Source organism: Nitrosomonas sp. (genome assembly GCA_016703745.1).
Classification (GTDB): Bacteria; Pseudomonadota; Gammaproteobacteria; order Burkholderiales; family Nitrosomonadaceae; genus Nitrosomonas.
Genome location: JADJBK010000006.1, coordinates 518,496 through 537,314 on the forward strand (window position 1 = coordinate 518,496; position 18,819 = coordinate 537,314).

At 50.2% G+C, this 18,819-nt stretch carries 14 protein-coding genes; 7 read left to right on the top strand and 7 right to left on the bottom strand.

Annotated elements, in window-relative coordinates:
• Genes IPG31_03515 through IPG31_03525 form a run of 3 tightly spaced genes read left to right on the top strand, consistent with a single transcriptional unit; the run spans window position 1 to window position 4,798 of the window.
• Window positions 1-1,218 (top strand): TIGR03087 family PEP-CTERM/XrtA system glycosyltransferase, encoded by a 1,218-nt coding sequence (locus IPG31_03515; GenBank protein MBK6617460.1) that lies wholly within the window; start codon window positions 1-3, stop codon window positions 1,216-1,218.
• A 51-nt stretch (window positions 1,219-1,269) separates the two neighbouring features.
• Window positions 1,270-2,835, top strand: coding sequence for an exosortase A (gene xrtA / locus IPG31_03520; GenBank protein ID MBK6617461.1), 1,566 nt, complete (start codon window positions 1,270-1,272; stop codon window positions 2,833-2,835).
• 31 nt (window positions 2,836-2,866) lie between these two features.
• Window positions 2,867-4,798: an amidotransferase 1, exosortase A system-associated gene (locus IPG31_03525; protein MBK6617462.1), complete on the top strand. Its 1,932-nt coding sequence runs from the start codon at window positions 2,867-2,869 to the stop codon at window positions 4,796-4,798.
• A gap of 14 nt (window positions 4,799-4,812) precedes the next feature.
• On the opposite strand, the gene IPG31_03530 is transcribed toward IPG31_03525, so the two are convergent.
• The 7 genes from IPG31_03530 to IPG31_03560 form a co-directional block, all read right to left on the bottom strand.
• On the bottom strand, window positions 4,813-5,121 hold the full coding sequence (locus IPG31_03530; GenBank protein ID MBK6617463.1) for a (2Fe-2S) ferredoxin domain-containing protein: 309 nt from the start codon (window positions 5,119-5,121) through the stop codon (window positions 4,813-4,815).
• 5 nt (window positions 5,122-5,126) lie between these two features.
• On the bottom strand, window positions 5,127-6,227 hold the full coding sequence (locus IPG31_03535; GenBank protein ID MBK6617464.1) for a spermidine/putrescine ABC transporter substrate-binding protein: 1,101 nt from the start codon (window positions 6,225-6,227) through the stop codon (window positions 5,127-5,129).
• Between the two features lie 4 nt (window positions 6,228-6,231).
• Window positions 6,232-7,008, bottom strand: coding sequence for an ABC transporter permease subunit (locus IPG31_03540; protein ID MBK6617465.1), 777 nt, complete (start codon window positions 7,006-7,008; stop codon window positions 6,232-6,234).
• Window positions 7,005-7,919: an ABC transporter permease gene (locus IPG31_03545; GenBank protein ID MBK6617466.1), complete on the bottom strand. Its 915-nt coding sequence runs from the start codon at window positions 7,917-7,919 to the stop codon at window positions 7,005-7,007. The genes IPG31_03540 and IPG31_03545 overlap by 4 nt, the downstream gene beginning before the upstream one ends.
• A 3-nt stretch (window positions 7,920-7,922) precedes the next feature.
• Window positions 7,923-9,011: an ABC transporter ATP-binding protein gene (locus IPG31_03550; GenBank protein MBK6617467.1), complete on the bottom strand. Its 1,089-nt coding sequence runs from the start codon at window positions 9,009-9,011 to the stop codon at window positions 7,923-7,925.
• A gap of 51 nt (window positions 9,012-9,062) precedes the next feature.
• Complete coding sequence (gene ubiB / locus IPG31_03555) at window positions 9,063-10,577, bottom strand: ubiquinone biosynthesis regulatory protein kinase UbiB (protein MBK6617468.1); 1,515 nt, start codon at window positions 10,575-10,577, stop codon at window positions 9,063-9,065.
• 139 nt (window positions 10,578-10,716) lie between these two features.
• Window positions 10,717-11,172 carry a hypothetical protein gene (locus IPG31_03560; protein ID MBK6617469.1) on the bottom strand — a complete coding sequence of 152 codons (456 nt, stop codon included), beginning with the start codon at window positions 11,170-11,172 and terminating at the stop codon, window positions 10,717-10,719.
• Window positions 11,173-11,398: 226 nt separating this feature from the next.
• Here IPG31_03560 and cheA point away from each other — a divergent pair, with 226 nt between their 5' ends.
• The 4 genes from cheA to IPG31_03580 all read left to right on the top strand — a co-directional run bounded on the left by cheA (window position 11,399) and on the right by IPG31_03580 (window position 18,749).
• Window positions 11,399-13,501: a chemotaxis protein CheA gene (cheA, locus tag IPG31_03565; GenBank protein ID MBK6617470.1), complete on the top strand. Its 2,103-nt coding sequence runs from the start codon at window positions 11,399-11,401 to the stop codon at window positions 13,499-13,501.
• 82 nt (window positions 13,502-13,583) lie between these two features.
• Window positions 13,584-14,093: a chemotaxis protein CheW gene (locus IPG31_03570; protein ID MBK6617471.1), complete on the top strand. Its 510-nt coding sequence runs from the start codon at window positions 13,584-13,586 to the stop codon at window positions 14,091-14,093.
• A 56-nt stretch (window positions 14,094-14,149) separates the two neighbouring features.
• Window positions 14,150-16,402, top strand: coding sequence for an MCP four helix bundle domain-containing protein (locus tag IPG31_03575; protein MBK6617472.1), 2,253 nt, complete (start codon window positions 14,150-14,152; stop codon window positions 16,400-16,402).
• Window positions 16,403-16,442: 40 nt separating this feature from the next.
• Entirely contained in the window at window positions 16,443-18,749 is a 2,307-nt protein-coding gene (locus tag IPG31_03580) for a PAS domain-containing protein (protein MBK6617473.1), read from the top strand.
• Window positions 18,750-18,819: the final 70 nt, after the last annotated feature.

The window sequence follows — 18,819 nt, forward strand, 5'->3', positions numbered from 1 at the left end:
ATGCAAGCCCTGCTGTATTTAACCCATCGTATTCCTTACCCGCCAAACAAAGGCGACAAGATTCGCTCATTCCATATTTTGCAGCATCTGAGTCAGCACTATCGGGTTTTTCTCGGGACATTCGTTGATGACGAGCAGGATTGGCAGCATGTAGACAAGGTCAGGTCATACTGTGAAGATACCTGCATTGTGGGAATAGATCCTCTGGTTGCTCGTGCCAGGAGTTTGTTTGCATTACTGGGTAATGATCCGCTGACATTGGCTTATTATCGACATACAAAATTACAGCAATGGGTAGCTCAAATTTTTGAGCAGCAAGCTGTGTCGGTTAGTGTCGTATTTTCTGCCGCTATGGCGCAATACGTCGATCACAATCAACATGGTCGACGTATCATTGACTTTGTCGATATTGATTCCGACAAATGGCGGCAATATGCCATATCAAAACCGTGGCCATTCAGCTGGATTTACCGTCGCGAGGCAGACTGTTTGTTCAATTATGAAAGACGCATCGCCTGCGAATTTGATAATGCAACATTTGTTTCTGAAAAAGAAGCATCCTTGTTTCGGCAGCTTGCCCCTGAATGTGCACAAAAAACAACTTTCTTCAATAATGGGGTCGATACCAGTTTTTTCTCGCCTGGTCAGAATTATCCTAACCCTTATCCAGCTGGAATCGAAGTGCTGGTTTTTACTGGCGCAATGGATTATTGGGCAAATATTGATGCGGTAGATTGGTTTGCACGCCACATTTTTCCAATCATTCGCGCGCGAAGACCGAATACCTGGTTTTATATCGTAGGCGCCAAGCCAGGCAAAACTGTACAGTTGTTGGCAAACTTGCCTGGTATTTGTATTACCGGTATGGTGGCGGATATCCGGCCTTATTTGCAGCACGCTGTCGCGGCAGTTGCTCCGCTGCGAATCGCCCGTGGCATCCAGAACAAAGTATTAGAGGCCATGGCGATGCAAAAACCGGTAATCGTTTCTCCGCAAGCACTTGAAGGAATTAATGCAATTGATGGAGAAGAATTGCTGGTTGCGAATAATGAGACTGAATTTTCTGATCAGGCATTACGCATTCTGGAGAATTGGAATAGGGCAATTTTAGGTCAAGCAGCCCGTAACCGGATCATGGCGGACTATACTTGGCAAAACAGCCTGTCACGCTTAGATACCATGCTGGAAACAATTTTTGATACTGAAGCAAGACGATAAAAACTCGCATCTGTTTAATTAACCGACAGAATTTCTGGAAAGCTGCTTATTATGACAACACGAATAGAATTGCCCACTGTTGCACATGCCAAGGTAAGCAATAGAAGTGTCAATTTGCTGCTGACATTCACGGTAATCGGACTGGTTTTAGGCATTTATCATGAAACGGTCTGGTCAATTGTAGCGATCTGGATACGTTCTGATACCTATGCGCATGGTTTTTTGATCGTCCCCTTCAGCCTGTATATGGTTTGGGGCAGGCGAGAAACACTGAAAACTATTGCACATCAATCCGATTATCTGCCACTTTTATTGTTGGCCGGATTGGGATTTATCTGGCTACTGGCCACGCTTGCCAGCGTCATGATTGTGCAACAATATGTCTTGGTTGCAATGCTCCCGGTCATCGTATGGGCGATGCTTGGTAATAAAATTTTTATCGCCACTGTTTTTCCACTTATCTATTTATTTTTTGCAGTCCCATTTGGAGATTCCCTCATTCCGCCGCTAATTAACTTTACGGCCGATTTTACAGTTGGAGCGCTTCAGTTAACCGGAATACCTGTTTATCGCGAAGGTAGTTTTTTTAGCGTACCCAGCGGTAATTGGTCAGTAGTCGAAGCCTGCAGTGGGGTGCGCTATCTGATTGCTTCAGTAACATTGGGTACGCTCTATGCCTATCTTACCTATCAGAGCCTGAGCAGGCGCATCATATTTATTGGGCTGTCGATTATCGTGCCCATTATCGCAAATGGTCTCCGCGCCTATCTTATCGTCATGACCGGTCACCTCAGCAACATGACTCTAGCGGTTGGGGTGGATCATCTGATTTATGGTTGGCTCTTTTTTGGAATTGTGATGCTACTGTTATTCTGGGCAGGTTCATTCTGGCGCGAGGACCAGCAACCAGTTCAGTCGATTATCCAAACCGAACAAACAAAAGACGGCTCTCAATCAAGTGTAACAAGTAAAGCGACATGGGGTGTAGCCGGGTTAATCATGATCATTACAGCAATCTGGCCGTTATACGCGCAGCACTTAAGTACCTCCCTGCATCAGCAGTCTATACCAGCCCTTACTATAATTAATCATTCTGATAAATGGCAGCCTGAAACGGCTCCATTGTCTGACTGGGCGCCAGTTTATGTGGGTTCGCCTGTCCAATATATCGGGCATTTCAGTAATAATGATCGACGTGTCAGCGTCTACGTGACTTATTACCGCAATCAGAAACAAGGTAACGAGCTGATTAATTATGGAAATACCCTGGTTGCCAGTAACAGTGGCTGGATCGATGTGCTCAGCTCCAGACAGGACATATCCGTGGATAATGCAGAGCTAACGGTTACACAGAATCAATTGCGTGCATCTACTGACAAACTACTGACATGGCGCTGGTGGTGGCTTGGTGACTATGAAACCAGCAATCCCTATATGGTTAAGTTTTTAATGGCCGTTAACCAGTTATTTGGACAAGGAGACGACGGTGCCGAAATTATTATTGCGGCTCATTACGAGACTGATCCACAGGAGGCGATTTTATTGATGCGTCAGTTCGTTGCAGATATGATGCCCGCGATCAGGGAAGACCTAGACTCAACAAAAAATCAGAAATAGTCATGGAATTTATTTCTAACAGGATAAAAGCATGTGTGGCATCGTAGGAATTTTTGATACACGCGGTGGCGAAATCAACCGGGAATTACTGGAACGGATGAACCAGACCCAGATACATCGCGGGCCTAATGAAGGTTCACTCCATATCGAGCCCAGTCTAGGTTTGGGGCATCGCCGCTTGTCGATCATGGATGTAGCGGGTGGCCAGCAACCGCTATTTAATGAGGATGGTAGTGTTGTCGTCGTATTTAACGGTGAAATCTATAATTTTCAGACCCTGGTAACGGAGTTGACTATGCTGGGTCATCAATTTCGAACCCATTGCGATACCGAAGTCATCGTGCACGCCTGGGAGCAGTGGGGTGAGCGTTGTGTTGATCGCTTCAACGGCATGTTTGCATTTGCCTTATGGGATCGAAACCGGCAAATACTTTTCATGGCACGTGATCGACTGGGAATAAAACCGCTTTACTATGCCCTGCTGAATAATGGGCTATTTCTTTTTTCTTCAGAGCTGAAAGCGTTGCTTGCTTATCCGGAGTTGAGCAGAGCATTTGACCATCTGGCGATTGAAGAGTACTTCGCCTATGGCTATATTCCTGAACCCAGAACCATTTTTAATGGCACTTTCAAACTTAAGCCAGGCTATTACCTGAAACTGACACGAGGACAAACTGCCATCCAGCCCCAGCAATACTGGGATGTTCCATTTATCCAGCAAGCAAGACTAAGTGAGCAGGAAACCGGGGAAGCACTCGTTGCCCAACTGCGTAAATCAGTCAACAGTCAGTTAATGAGCGAGGTTCCACTGGGTGCCTTTCTCTCTGGCGGCGTGGATTCCAGTGCAGTTGTGGCGATGATGGCGGAAACAATGAATGAGCCGACTAATACCTGCTCGATCGCCTTCTCTGATCCCGCCTTTGATGAGTCAGAATATGCGCAGCAAGTGGCGACACGCTATTCAACCCGACATTTTGTCGAACAGGTTGCACAGGATGATCTCGACCTTGTTGATCGACTCGCAGCACTTTATGATGAACCTTTTGCGGATAGTTCCGCTATCCCGACTTATCGTGTGTGTGAGCTGGCCAAAAAACATGTGACAGTCGTATTATCCGGGGATGGAGGAGATGAAAACTTTGCAGGTTATCGCCGCTATCGCTGGCATATGATGGAAGAAAAACTGCGTGAGAAGCTTCCACTCGGATTACGTCGGCCATTATTTGGCATACTGGGTCAACTCTATCCCAAGGCTGACTGGGCGCCAAGATTCTTGCGTGCCAAGGCAACTTTCGAAACGCTAGCGCGTGATTCAGTAGAAGGCTATTTTCACAGCGTATCCATCCTGGGTGATGAGCTGCGTGCACAACTGTTCTCCCCCTCGTTTCGCAAAAGTTTGCAGGGCTATCAGGCAGTAGAAGTATTGCGAGATTATGCGGCCAACAGTCCAACACAAGATAGATTGTCATTGGTGCAGTATCTGGATATCAAAACCTATCTGGTTGGCGACATTCTTACTAAAGTTGATCGTGCCAGCATGGCACATTCATTGGAAGTACGCGTGCCGTTGCTTGATCATGAACTGGTGGAGTGGGTATCCGGATTGTCACCCTCATTGAAGCTGCGTCAGCAGGAAGGTAAATATATCCTGAAAAAATCGATGGAAGCATACTTACCACAAACCGTGCTGTACCGTAATAAAATGGGTTTTGCCGTACCGCTCGCCAGCTGGTTTCGCGGACCATTGCGTGAGCGTGTTCGCGCCGGGCTGCTGGGTAACACGCTGGCTGACACAGGTATCTTTAACATGGCCTTTATTGAAAAAATGCTTGATCAGCATCAATCCGGACGCCGTGATTTCAGTGCATCGATATGGACATTGTTGATGTTTGAATCTTTTTTGCGTCATACCTTCAGTGAAAATGGCGAATTATCAGCCGGATATCTGCCCAAGGTTGCCTAATCAGTGCGGCAATATCATATTTTCAAGCGTTCGACGATACGTCCGTTTTGCAAGTGTGATTCAATGATTTCATCGATATCTTCTTCATCAATATAGGTATACCAGACCGCTTCCGGATAGATGACAATGACTGGACCTTCCGCACAGCGATCCAGGCAGCCGGCGTTGTTGATCCTGATTTTTTCTTTACCATCAAGCTTGAGTGCCTTGATTTTTGCTTTGGCGTAGTCTCGCACGGCTTGTGCGCCGCAATCATTGCAGCAGCGCTCGCCGTTATCGCGCTGATTGACGCAGAAAAAAACGTGATGTTGATAGTAGCTCATGTTCATTACCTCAATTTAATTTCTGTCCAGATACGGCTTAATAGGCGCCGCTGCTTGTGATCGAGCTCTTCGAGCATTTCCAGCCGGGCAAGCTGAGGAATATCAGGAAAAATGACGGGGTGACTGGAAATATCGGCACGAATATATTTTTTCGCGACCTGATTGGGATTGCCGGAACCTGTCAGGTTGGTCAATTCGGCTGAGTTTTCTCCTTCCAGCATGAAATCAATAAACTGGTGCGCAAGATCCGGTCGATGACCACTGCGATGCAGCACCATACTATCGAGTGAAAGTGTGGCGCCTTCCTTGGGAATGACAAAATCTACCGTGAATGGTCGTCCAGTTTTTTGTGCATCCTGCCCGGCCTGAAACATGTCGTTCGAATAACCATGCGCTACCCACAGATTACCCACGGCAAGTTCGCGGATGTAGCTGGTATTATTGAATGCGGCCCAATAGGGCTTGGCGCGGATGATCAGCTCCCTGGCCTGCTGCCAGTGCCGGGGATCGGTATCGTTGACACTGTAACCCAGGTAACTGAGTGCGGCTGCCATCAATTCACGCTGACTGTCGAGTACCGTTACCCGCCCCCTGATTTTCTGTAAATGGACTGGCTCAAAAATAATTGCCCAGCTATCCGTTGGCAGTCCCAGCTCCTCCATTTTTTCACGATTAAAACCAATGAGTGTGATGGTAGTAGCATAGGGGACCGAATACCGGTTGCCCGGATCGAACACTGTATTCAGGTAAACCTCATCGATATTATTCAGATTGGGCAACAGCGTTTTATCCAGAGATCTGAGCATACTCTGTCGAATCAGCGTATCCATGGCATTGCCGGTTGGTACAAGCAGATCGTAGCCAGTCGCGCCAGCAGCGAGCTTGGCGAGTAACTCCTCATTGTCGGCATAGTAATCCTGGGTTACCTGGCAGCGGCATCGCTGCTCGAAACGGCGTAGCGTTTCGGGACCAATGTAATTGTTCCAGTTGAACAGGCGCAGTACATTATCGGCACGATTACTATCAGCTTCCGGCTGCGGCGAGCAGGCGGTGAGCAAACCGATTAGCAGCCCTGTCAATCCATACAGAATGATGCCTCGTTTCACGCACTTATCTCCCGTGCAGAATAGTTTTGTCGAAGCGAGTGGCGAGCATAACCAAAACAAGTGTCAGCAACATCAATAAGGTGGATATCGCATTCACCTCCGGTGTAACCGCGATCTTAATCATGGTGTAAATCTGGATAGGCAGAATTGGTTCACCCACGCCCTTGGTGAAAAACGTGATCACAAAATCATCGATTGACAGCGTAAATGACATCAACGCACCGGCGATGATGGCTGGCATGATAAGTGGCAGGGTGATCAGCCGGAAAGTTTGCCACGGAGTAGCGCCAAGATCGCGTGCCGCTTCGAAAATGCTGTCATCCATTCCCTGCAGCCGCGCCCGTACAATAATAGCAACAAATCCGACACTGAACGTCGTGTGAGCAATAATGACCGAAATCAGCCCCAATGTCATATTGAGCACCTGCAGAAAAAACAGTAACAGGGATACCCCAAGCAGAATTTCTGGCATCGCAACCGGTGAAAAGGCCAGGATAGGCAAAACCTTGAGACGGTAGCGATGAATCGCTAATCCCGCCATGGTGCCAAGTGTAGTTGCAAGCACGCTGGCGCTGACCGCGATGATGAGTGAGTTGCGTGCGGCGATCAGTATCTCTTCATTGCGAAATAGCTTGTGATACCAGTCAAGGGTAAATCCGACCCATTCCGCATTGAGACGCGAATCATTAAACGAATAAACGACTACGATGATCAACGGAATGTAGAGAAAGGCATACACCAATATGGCCATCAGCCACAGCAAAAAATTTGGATGTCTCATGTTGATGAGGAAGAGACTGCAACGCGCGGACGGGCAAGCCATGCGGCAAAACCAGCAACAGCCATAACCACCAACATCAGCATGATAGAAAGTGTTGCACCAAATGGCCAGTCGCGCGTGCCGAGAAACTGGTCTTTGATCAGGTTGCCGATCAGGATATCACCGGTTCCACCAAGAATATCCGGCACGGCAAACATGCCCAATACCGGTATGAACACCAATGCGGCACCGGAGAACACGCCGGGTACCGATTGCGGCCAGGTAACGCGCCAGAAGCGTTGCCAGCGATTTGCCCCCAGATCCTGAGCCGCATCAAGCAAGACCGGATCATGCTTCTCCAGGTTGGTGTAAAGCGGCAGAATCATGAAAGGCAGGTGGATATAAACCATCCCCACCAATACCGAAAATGGGGAAAACAGCAGCATCACCGGCGGAAATTCCATCCATGCCAGCAGGCTGTTGACAGCATGATTGAGCCCCGATTCCGGCCCGAGAATGATCATCCAGGCATAGATACGGACCAGAAAATTGCTGGCAAACGGCAAGATCACCAGCAGGATCATCAGATTGCGATGACGCTTATCGCTGCGGGCAATGAGCAGTGCTAGCGGATAGGCAAGCAGCAGGCAGATCAGGGTTGTTACCGCAGCAACGAGAAAGGATTTCAGAAATATCTCGGCGTAGAGCGTATCACCCCAAAAAAAACGGTAGGTTTCCAGCGTCAGCCCATACAAATCCGATGGCGCCCCTGCGGCAAGATCAGAAGCACTCAACGGAGCAAGCCCACCAAATTCACCGGGAAAGCGAAATGATGTCACAAACATGATCAGGCTGGGCGCAACAAAAAATACCAGCAAAAACAGCATAGGCGGAAGGCTGATGAGCCACTTGACTCGATTCTGGCGGTGCATGCTCTATCCGTCCCTAAGAAATTGCACGGCTGTCATCGGCCAGGACACAGTCACCGTGTCCCCTACTTCGAAGAATCGCGCCACACCCGGCGTCGCATTGGCCAACAGAGCTTCCAGACGAACACCATTGATTAATTCGATCACATAGGTAGTAACATCACCGACATAGAGAAAATCCGATACCCTGCCAGTAAATGTATGCACTGCTTCTGAATTTTGAGAGGTGCGGTGCAGGCTGATTTGTTCTGGTCGAATGGCGATCACACCTTGATCACCGATAGCTACCTTTTTGTTTGCAGGCAACGATAACACCCCAAGCGACTCTATCTGTAGAGTCATCATGGCATCAGTCAATTGCATGACTTCTGCACTGAGTAAATTGATCTTACCGATAAAATCCGCCACAAAACGGCTGACTGGCTGGCTGTAAATGATACTCGGCTCATCTATCTGCTCCACTCTCCCCTGATTCATAACCGCGATGCGTTGCGATAGCGCGAGCGCTTCATCCTGGGAATGCGTGACGAAGATAAAGGTAATACCGACTTCTTTTTGCAGATTAATCAGCTCACGCTGTAAATCCTCACGCAGTTTTGCATCCAGCGCACCTAACGGTTCATCCAGCAATAGCAAACGAGGACGATTGATCAGTCCGCGTGCAAGTGCGACACGCTGCTTTTGCCCACCGGACAACTCATGTGGATAACGTTGTGCAAAACTGGATAAGCGGACTTCTTCAATGGTCCGACTGACTCGATCAGTTATCTCGGCTGGAGCAACCTTAGCCATCTGCAGAGGGAAAGCAATGTTCTGCGCTACAGTCATGTGCGGAAACAGCGCGTAACTCTGAAAAACGGTGTGGATGGGACGTTTCTCGGGTGCCAGCCTGGTAATATCGTGGCCATCGAGCAAAATCTGACCGGAATCCGGCGTATCAAATCCGGCAATCATGCGCAACAAGGTGGTTTTCCCACAGCCAGACGGCCCCAGAAGCGTAAAAAACTCGCCTTTGGTGATGCTCAGACTAATGTTATCGACCGCAACAAAGTCGTTAAAACGTCGGGTGAGATTGTGCAGTTCCAGTAATGCCATGGCTAGACTGAGTCAAAAAGGCGGATTCTAGCAAAATCAGGTTTTCACAGGCTACAAATAAATATTAGCAAGCAGTAGCGCTGCCAGGAGCGCCGCCAGTAACGCGAGTAAACGGCTTTGCCGTTTTTCCTGCTTGACGAGTTCCCCCAATTTTTCTTCCAGACTCTGTGCGCGTTCCTGGCTCAGATTGTAATGCAGCAGTCGTGGAAACTGTGGCAAGATCGTTGCCCAGTTTGGCGCTTCCTTTTGCAGCTGGCTGATCAGCCCACGAAACCCAACCTGCTCCGCCATCCAGTTTTCAAGAAAAGGCTTCGCGGTTTTCCACAGATCCAGATCCGGATCAAGATCGCGCCCCAATCCTTCAATATTCAGCAAGGTTTTCTGCAGCAATACCAACTGTGGCTGAATCTCAACATTAAATTGACGCGAAGCCTGAAACAAACGTAACAGCACGCGGCCAAAATAGATGTCCTTAAGGGGACGGTCAAAAATCGGCTCACACACCGCACGAATAGCCGCCTCAAAATCATCAACCCGGGTATCTCTTGGTGCCCAGCCCGCTTCAACATGCGCCTGTGCAACACGACGATAATCCCGACGGAAAAAAGCCAGAAAATTTTGTGCCAGATAGTTTTTGTCCTCATCACTGAGAGACCCCATGATGCCAAAATCAACCGCGATATAACAGCCATTACTACCCACAAAAATATTTCCCGGATGCATGTCGGCATGAAAATAACCATCCCGAAACACCTGGGTAAAAAATATTTCCACTCCCATACGCCCAAGCTGGTGAACATCGATTCCCTGTGCGCGCAACTCATCGACATGGCTGATAGGTGTGCCAATAACACGTTCCATGACCATGACTTCCGGATGGCAATAATCCCAGTAGACCTCGGGAACCAGCAACAATGGAGAATTGAGAAAATTGCGGCGCAGCTGGCTGCAGTTGGCCGCCTCACGGACCAGATCAAGTTCGTCTTCCAGATGGCGGGCAAATTCCGAAACGACTTCACGCAGCTTCAGCCGCTTGCCGTCAGGCCAGACCGCCTCCAGCAGCCACGCAGCAGTTTCCATCAGAGCAACATCGTGAGCAATTACCGGTGCAATGTCAGGGCGAAGAATTTTGACGGCAGCCAGAGAGCCATTCTGTAAAACCGCATAATGCACCTGTGCTACCGATGCGCTGGCAACCGGTGTTTCCTCAAACTCAAGAAAAATTTCATGAACCGGGCGGCCATAAACCTTTTCCAGAATACCGATTGCCTGTTTCGATGGAAAGGGAGGAACCCGATCCTGTAAATAGGCCAGCTCGTCGGCAAAATCAGGGGCAAGCAGATCGCGGCGGGTAGAAAGCATCTGCCCGAACTTGATGAAAATTGGCCCCAACGCCTCCAGCGCCAGACGCAATCTCACCGCACGCGGCAATTTCAGCCCACCACGGAATGGCAGCAACCTGCTGATTTTGCAGAGTGCGCGCACGCGCAGTTGGCAAAGCACCACTTCATCCAGACCAAAGCGCAAGGCGATCAGGATGATTTTAAACAATCGGAAAAAACGCATGAATATTGGCCTGGTTCAAAAAAACAGATCAGAGGTTATTTAAAAACCCATCTTTCGATAACAGCAGCATGATGAGACAGAAAACCCCTTGAGTATTGCTAACCAAACCGTTTATCGCATGGCCAGGTACATCATATGTTCAGGAGCTCATCGCCGGGTTATCCTGATTAAGACTGTTACGATTGTAATCTGTTTCAGTTTGTATGCAGGCAGTAAAATTCACGTTACCCAGATGGGTGATGATGACATTCGATAATGTTGTGTCGCTCTGCTGAGCCAGATCCGCCAGAATCTCCCATGCCTGATGGCTCAGGCTAATCGTCTTAAGGGGTTGTAACTGTCGATTCTCCTGCACGTCACATCCAACTGAAATCGCTTGCCTAAGCTGCTCCCATTGCACATCATTCAGCCATTTTTCGCACCAGGCATTCATTCCATCCGGATCAATCAAACTACCAAAATATTCTTGTTTCGCAATTAACTGTTGATTCTCATCAACCCCAATCCATTGAGGTTCTTGAGTAAGTTTCTGCTCAACAAAAGCAATAGCAGCATGTCGATCCTGCCGCCGGATGACATATTGACCTACCTTCATTTTTCGAATCCTCATTTTCTATTTATTGACTGTTGTTAATAACTTATAGGCCGATATTACAAGGGAATCTCACTGAAATGCAATGTTGAATCCCCAGGTTGTGTTGTTATTTATCACAGATACTTTCAGAGGGAATGAGAAATAAACAGTGTTCACAGTTTTATTCACATCAACAATCGCATGGATCATGCCGTAATTTACCGGAAACTTTCTGAAGGGAGTCACAATGAGCGCTGATCTTGAGCAGTTTTACCAGATATTTTTTGAGGAAGCCAGCGAGCTGCTGGCGGAGATGGAAACCCTTCTGCTTGGACTGGACGTGCAATCTCCAGATCCGGAAGATCTGAATGCCATTTTTAGGGCGGCACATTCCATTAAAGGTGGCGCTGGCACGTTTGGTTTTACAGATATGACCGAAATGACGCATATGCTGGAATCATTGCTGGACAAATTACGCAAAGGTGAATTGACATTACGCAGTGAAATGGTTGATGCCTTTTTACAGGCGAGTGATGTTTTGAAGCAGCAATTGAATGGCCATAGTGGTGAAGGACAGGTCAATTCCGCCGAGGCAATGGTCGCTTCCCAAAAACTGAAAGAATTGATGACCGCAACTGCCGTAAATGAAGCCGCCCTCCTCTCTGCTGTAACAGAATTAAATAAGGCACCCGAATATTCTCTGCACGAAACGCCCGCCACGCAAGCGATTCCACCGACCAATAGCAATGCCCCAGAAGAAGCTTCCGCAAACATACCAATCACGTACCGCATCCATTTTTCCTGCCAGAATCTGAGCGACGTGGTGATGACAAAACTGCTGGCTGATCTGGCTCGGCAGAGCAGTCTTGAGAATTTGAGTGCGCCACAACAACAGGAGATCTGCTGTCTGAAACTCACCACAATGGAGAGTGAGGAAGATATTTGGGAAGCACTGGCTTTTATCGTTGATCCGGTTACGCTGGTTATCGAAGCCGAAGTAACTGCTCAAGCACCAGCTGACAATATCTCACCCGCTGCTGACAAACCGGCTGTCATGATGAATGCGCCGCCAGCCGGAACAGCTGCGGAAACAATCAAGACTGACCCGCCAGCCGAATCAGTTAAAACACCGGCGGAACCAGCCAGGCCCAAGGCGGCAGCCAGCAGTGAATCGTCTTCCATTCGTGTCAGCATTGAGAAAGTGGATCAGATGATCAATCTCGTCGGTGAACTCGTCATTACACAGGCGATGCTGGCGCAGACAGCCTCGCAAATTGATCCGGTTATTCACGAAAAATTACTCAATGGACTAAACCAGCTCGAACGGAACACGCGGGATTTGCAGGAATCCGTGATGTCGATCCGCATGATGCCAATCAGCTTTGTTTTCAGCCGCTTTCCCAGAGTGGTGCGAGATGTCGCGGCCAAACTGGGCAAGAAGGTCGAGCTCAAAACCATTGGAGAAGGTACTGAATTGGATAAAGGTTTGATCGAAAAAATCACCGATCCATTAACCCATTTGATCCGTAACAGTCTCGACCATGGAATCGAGTCACCAGAGAAAAGAGTGGCGCTTGGCAAACCGGCGCAGGGCACGATCACGCTGCGTGCCTCGCACCAGGGTGGCAGCATCGTTATCGAGGTGATGGATGATGGCGCCGGTCTCAACGCTGAAAAGATTCTGGCCAAGGCACGCGAGCGTGGTCTGCCAATCAGCGAAACCATAACGGATCAGGAAATATGGATGCTGATTTTTGAAGCAGGCTTCTCCACGGCGGAGGTCATAACCGATGTTTCTGGCCGGGGTGTCGGCATGGATGTGGTCAAACGCAATATTCAGGCACTGGGCGGACGTGTCGAAATTAATTCCACCCTTGGTCAGGGCACAAAAATATCCATTCGCCTTCCCCTGACACTGGCGATTCTGGACGGATTATCGGTGTCGGTGGGCGATCAACTGTTCATCGTGCCGCTGACCTACATTACCGAATCGCTCAAGCCGCAGGCAGCAGATATTCGTACCGTCAGAGGACAGGGACGAGTGGTACAGGTACGGGGCGAGTATCTTCCGGTCATCGCCCTGCATGAGGTACTCGGATTGCAGCCAGCCGCAGCACAGATTCATGAAGGAATCCTGGTCATTCTCGACGCCGAAGGCTGCAAGGCCGCTATGTTCGTCGATGCTCTGATCGGGCAGCATCAGGTTGTCATCAAAAGTCTGGAGAGTAATTATCGCCGGGTACAAGGCGTATCCGGCGCGACCATCATGGGAGATGGCAGTGTTGCGCTGATTCTTGACGCAGCCGCACTGGTCAGCATGATCAAACAGTCACAGGCAGATGCCGCCTGATAAAAAAATCAAATTCTTCACACAATATGCCGTTTAACACGTTACCGAAGCAGGCTTACAAAAGGACAAAGGAGCAGGCCCCATGCAGCAAACACAAACCCATGCAGCGGGAAGTGAATTGCCCAATTCAATATTGGGTTCGGCCAACAGTGAATTTCTGACATTCCGGCTAGGCAAGGAAGAATATGGTATCGATATTCTGAAAGTTCAGGAAATCCGGGGCTATGACGCGATTACCCGCATTGCCAACGCGCCTGAATTCATCAAGGGGGTGGTCAATCTCCGTGGAGTGATCGTGCCAATCGTTGATATGCGGATCAAATTCAATCTGGGCGAAGCTCATTATGACCAGTTCACGGTCGTCATCATTCTGAATTTATCCGGTCGGGTGGTAGGCATTGTTGTGGACAGCGTTTCCGATGTCATCAATCTGGAGAGGGAACAGGTACGCACCACTCCACAATTTGGCGCAGTCATTGATACCGAATACATCATGGGGCTGGGAACGGTGGAAGATCGCATGTTAATCCTGGTAAATATCGAGAAACTGATGGGCAGTCAGGATATGGGGCTGCTGGATACGGCCAGTTGAACAGATTCAGGCAATAGTATTTTCAAAGATTACTTATCTTATTCCAGGGAGTACACATGTTACAAAACATGACCATCAAATCGCGGTTAATTCTCATGATGAGTGTTTTATCGCTGTTATTAATCGCCATCGGTGCAGTGGGGTTGTACGGGATGAACCAGGCAAATAAAAAGCTGGAAACCGTGTATCGAGACAGGACTGTCCCGCTCGCGGATCTGGCAGGTATTCTGGACAGCCTGCAACAGGGACGCCTGCATGCGGTCATGACGGCCAACCTGCAAGATACTGAAAATGCCCGGAAACGGGCAAATCAGGTCGTCGTGCTGGATACGCTGATCAATGACAAGTGGCGCAAATACACCGCAACCGTTCTGACACCCGAGGAGCAAACGTTTGCTGGCCGCTTTGCCGAGCAATGGAAGGTCTATCAGGCTTCGCGTAACCAGACTTTGAATCACGCCATCAATGGTGAATTTGTCGCCGCACAGGAAAATGCCACGCGCGATGCCAACGGAAAATTCGAGTCGGTGCGCAACACGTTATTTGAGCTGGTACAACTGCAGGACCGCGTGGCCGCCGAGGAATATGCAGAGGCACAGGCTAATTTTTCTTCGGCGCTGGTGGCGGTGATTGCCGCAACTGTTGCGGGAATACTCTTTGCCGCCATCCTGGGTGGCGCTATTGTTCGCGGGCTTAATCGCTCAATCAGCCAGGCGGTTAACGTCGCCAATGGTATCGCGGCCGGACGGTTTGACCAGCGGATCGAGGTAACAGGTCGGGATGAAATAACTACCCTGCTGAAATCAATGCGCAAAATGGGTGAGGTGTTGACTGGTTACGCCAGCGCGCAGCAAAAAATGCTGCAGCAGCATGAAGCAGGCACGATAAGTTATCGTATTCCGGTCGGTCAGTTTCCTGGCAGCTATGGTGAAATGGTCACCGCGACCAATGAGCTGGCCGCCTCCCATATCGCGGTCAAGATGCGAGCCATCGAAGTCATGGCGCATTATGCACAGGGGAATCTGTCGGTGGAGATGGAGAAACTTCCGGGTGAAAAAGCAAAAGTTACTGAAGCCATGCAGGCAGTCAAGGTAAGTTTGCAGGGAATCAGCAGCGAAATCAGTTATCTGGTCGAGGGCGTGGCAGCAGGTGATTTTTCCCGTCGAGGAAAGGTGGATAACTATCAATATGAGTTTCGCAAAATGATTGATGGGCTAAACCAGTTGATGGTGGTCTGCGAAGCTGCGTTGAAGGATACGTTACGGGTGCTGGGCGCGCTCGCCCATGGGGATTTGACTCAAACCATCACCAAAGAGTATCAGGGCATGTTTGGCCAGTTAAAAGCGGATTCAAACATTACCGTGGCTCAGTTGGGCGGCATTATCGTGCAGATCAAGGAAGCGGCGGAGCTGATTGGAACGGCTTCCAAGGAAATTGCCGATGGTAATGTCGATCTGTCGCAGCGCACCGAAGAACAGGCGGCCAATCTGGAAGAAACCGCCGCCAGCATGGAGCAGCTGACCTCCACCGTGAAGCAGAACGCAGACAACGCCCGCCAGGCGAATCAACTGGCGTCTTCCGCCTCGGCAGTTGCGGTCAGGGGCGGCGAGGTGGTTGAGCAGGTGGTGCAGACCATGAGCGCGATCAATGAAAGCTCCAAAAGGGTTGTGGATATTATCAGCGTGATTGACGGCATTGCCTTTCAGACTAATATTCTGGCGCTGAACGCCGCAGTGGAAGCCGCGCGTGCGGGTGAACAGGGACGAGGTTTTGCGGTAGTGGCAACCGAAGTGCGCACGCTGGCGCAGCGCTCGGCAGCGGCAGCCAAAGAAATCAAAGAGCTGATCGGCAACTCAGTACATAAGGTCGAGGATGGCACGCAACTGGTTGACGATGCCGGAAAAACGATGCGGGAGGTGGTGCTGTCAGTCAAACGGGTCACCGATATCATGGGTGAAATATCGGCGGCTTCCCAGGAACAAAGCCTCGGGATAGAGCAGGTCAATCAGGCTATTACCCAGATGGATGAAATCACCCAGCAGAACGCGGCGCTGGTGGAACAGGCAGCGGCGGCGTCCGAATCGATGCGTGAGCAGGCGGAGCATCTGGCACAAGCGGTAGCCACATTCAAGCTGGAACAGGGTACTGGCGCAACTCAGCCGTTTGCGGAACGGCGCGGTCCCAATCGGGCAACCAATGTCAAGCGCCTGCCACAGGCGAAAGGGACTCAGGCATCCCGGACAAAAGCACCCGCGGCAATGCCAGTGCCAGCCAGCACGGGTACGGATGGCGATTGGGAAGAGTTTTAGCCGCAGAGTTTAAAGAATATCAAGGGAAAGGAAGAATAGTATGCGCATCAATATGCCGGTAACCAACATTGAGCTGGAAATGAAGGATGGAGAGTTTCTGGTCTCCAAAACCACGCCCAAAGGGGTGATTACCTATGTCAACCCGCCGTTCATTGAGATGAGTGGTTACACGGAAGCAGAGTTGATTGGCCAGGCGCACAACCTGGTCAGGCATCCGGACATGCCACCCGAAGCATTCGAGGATTTATGGACAACACTCAAACAGGAACGCCCATGGAGCGGCCTGGTGAAGAATCGCAGCAAGGAGGGAGGCTTTTACTGGGTATTTGCCAATGCCACGCCTATCCGGGAGCAGGGTCGGGTCACCGGGCATATGTCGGTACGCAGCAAACCATCACGTGAACAGATACAGGCAGCGGAGACGCTCTATCGCGAGATGCGCGAAGGGCGGGCAAACGTGCAGATCGTGGGCGGGGAAGTCATCAGCAAGGGCATTGCAGGGACAATCGGTCAAAAAATGAAGCAGTTGCAGCTACGGACGCAGATTATCCTGCTCGCCACTTTGCCCATGGTTGCGGCAGTGACGGCACTCTGGTTGACGGGGCAGCAGTCCTGGCTGGTTTATGGCAGTCTGATTGCCGGAGGACTGTTTTCAGTCGGACTCGGTGTGATGTTGTATCGCAATATTCGCTTGCCAGTCGAAATGTTGACCTCTCATCTGGAGAAAATGGCGCAAGGTGACTATACCAGCCAGATTGCTATCATGCAGCATGATGAACTTGGCAGGTTGACGGAAGCACTCAAATCCATGCAAATTCGTGCGGGGGTCGATTTTACCGAGACCAAGCGCATGAATATCGAGAATCTGCGTATCCGTAACGCGCTTGATATCGCTTCGTCCGCCGCCATGATCGCGGATGCAACAGGCACCATTATTTTCATGAACCGGAAGGTGCATGAAATATTGGTGAACGAGAAGGACGAGGCCGCGATGCGAAAGGCATTGAAGAGCCGCCTGGCCAGTCTCGACCAGCAGCAGGAGATGAATGACGTCAAAGTGAACGGACATGTGTATTCGCTCACGCTGACCCCGGTAATGAATGAGGATGGTACACGTGCCGGTGCGGCAGTCGAGTGGCTGGATCGCACCCAGGAACTGACCGTGGAAAAAGAAGTGGTTGAAGTCGTGCGGGCGGCGGTTGCCGGCGATTTTAGCAAACGTCTGACATTGGCTGGCAAGGATGGATTTTTCAGACAGTTGGCCGAGGGCATCAACTCGTTGATGGAAACTACCGCGCAGGGGCTGAATGATTTTGCAGGCATGCTGGATGCACTTGCCAAGGGAGATCTGACGCAGCCCATGACCAAAGAATATCAGGGCATGTTCGGCCAGTTAAAAGAGGATGCCAATCTGACCGTAACCCAACTGACCCAGATTATTGACCAGATCAAGGAAGCGGCGGAGCTGATTGGAACGGCCTCCAAGGAAATTGCCGATGGTAATGTTGACTTATCGCAGCGCACCGAAGAACAGGCGGCCAATCTGGAAGAAACCGCCGCCAGCATGGAGCAGCTGACTTCCACCGTGAAGCAGAACGCGGACAATGCCCGCCAGGCGAATCAACTGGCGTCTTCCGCCTCGGCAGTTGCGGTCAGGGGCGGCGAGGTGGTTGAGCAGGTGGTGCAGACCATGAGCGCGATCAATGAAAGCTCCAAAAGGGTTGTGGATATTATCAGCGTGATTGACGGCATTGCCTTTCAGACTAACATTCTGGCGCTGAACGCCGCAGTGGAAGCCGCGCGGGCGGGTGAACAGGGACGAGGTTTTGCGGTAGTGGCAACCGAAGTGCGCACGCTGGCGCAGCGCTCGGCAGCGGCAGCCAAAGAAATCAAAGAACTGATCGGCAACTCAGTACATAAGGTCGAGGATGGCACGCAACTGGTTGACGATGCCGGAAAAACGATGCGAGAGGTGGTGCTGTCAGTCAAACGGGTCACCGATATCATGGGTGAAATATCGGCGGCTTCCCAGGAACAAAGCCTCGGGATAGAGCAGGTTAATCAGGCTATTACCCAGATGGATGAAATCACCCAGCAGAACGCGGCGCTGGTGGAACAGGCAGCGGCAGCTTCCGAATCGATGCGTGAGCAGGCGGAGCATCTGGCACAAGCGGTAGCCACATTCAAGCTGGAACAGGGCGCTGGCGCAACCCAGCCGTTTGTGGAACGGCGCGGTCCCAATCGGGCAACCAATGTCAAGCGCCTGCCACAGGCCAGCGGTACTCCGAAACCAGCCGCGACTGCGCTGGCCAAAACCGGTTCTGATGGCGAGTGGGAGGAATTTTGATTGACAGATTGCAACCAGCGGTAATGGTGCCAGATCATGTACAGGATTTATTGTGAGTACAGAATTATCC

Coding starts and splice junctions, on each gene's coding strand:
- IPG31_03515 (MBK6617460.1), top strand. CDS start 1: ATGCAAGCCCTGCTGTATTTAACCCATCGTATTCCTTACCCGCCAAAC.
- xrtA (MBK6617461.1), top strand. CDS start 1,270: ATGACAACACGAATAGAATTGCCCACTGTTGCACATGCCAAGGTAAGC.
- IPG31_03525 (MBK6617462.1), top strand. CDS start 2,867: ATGTGTGGCATCGTAGGAATTTTTGATACACGCGGTGGCGAAATCAAC.
- IPG31_03530 (MBK6617463.1), bottom strand. CDS start 5,121: ATGAGCTACTATCAACATCACGTTTTTTTCTGCGTCAATCAGCGCGAT.
- IPG31_03540 (MBK6617465.1), bottom strand. CDS start 7,008: ATGAGACATCCAAATTTTTTGCTGTGGCTGATGGCCATATTGGTGTAT.
- IPG31_03545 (MBK6617466.1), bottom strand. CDS start 7,919: ATGCACCGCCAGAATCGAGTCAAGTGGCTCATCAGCCTTCCGCCTATG.
- IPG31_03550 (MBK6617467.1), bottom strand. CDS start 9,011: ATGGCATTACTGGAACTGCACAATCTCACCCGACGTTTTAACGACTTT.
- ubiB (MBK6617468.1), bottom strand. CDS start 10,577: ATGCGTTTTTTCCGATTGTTTAAAATCATCCTGATCGCCTTGCGCTTT.
- IPG31_03560 (MBK6617469.1), bottom strand. CDS start 11,172: ATGAAGGTAGGTCAATATGTCATCCGGCGGCAGGATCGACATGCTGCT.
- cheA (MBK6617470.1), top strand. CDS start 11,399: ATGAGCGCTGATCTTGAGCAGTTTTACCAGATATTTTTTGAGGAAGCC.
- IPG31_03570 (MBK6617471.1), top strand. CDS start 13,584: ATGCAGCAAACACAAACCCATGCAGCGGGAAGTGAATTGCCCAATTCA.
- IPG31_03575 (MBK6617472.1), top strand. CDS start 14,150: ATGTTACAAAACATGACCATCAAATCGCGGTTAATTCTCATGATGAGT.
- IPG31_03580 (MBK6617473.1), top strand. CDS start 16,443: ATGCGCATCAATATGCCGGTAACCAACATTGAGCTGGAAATGAAGGAT.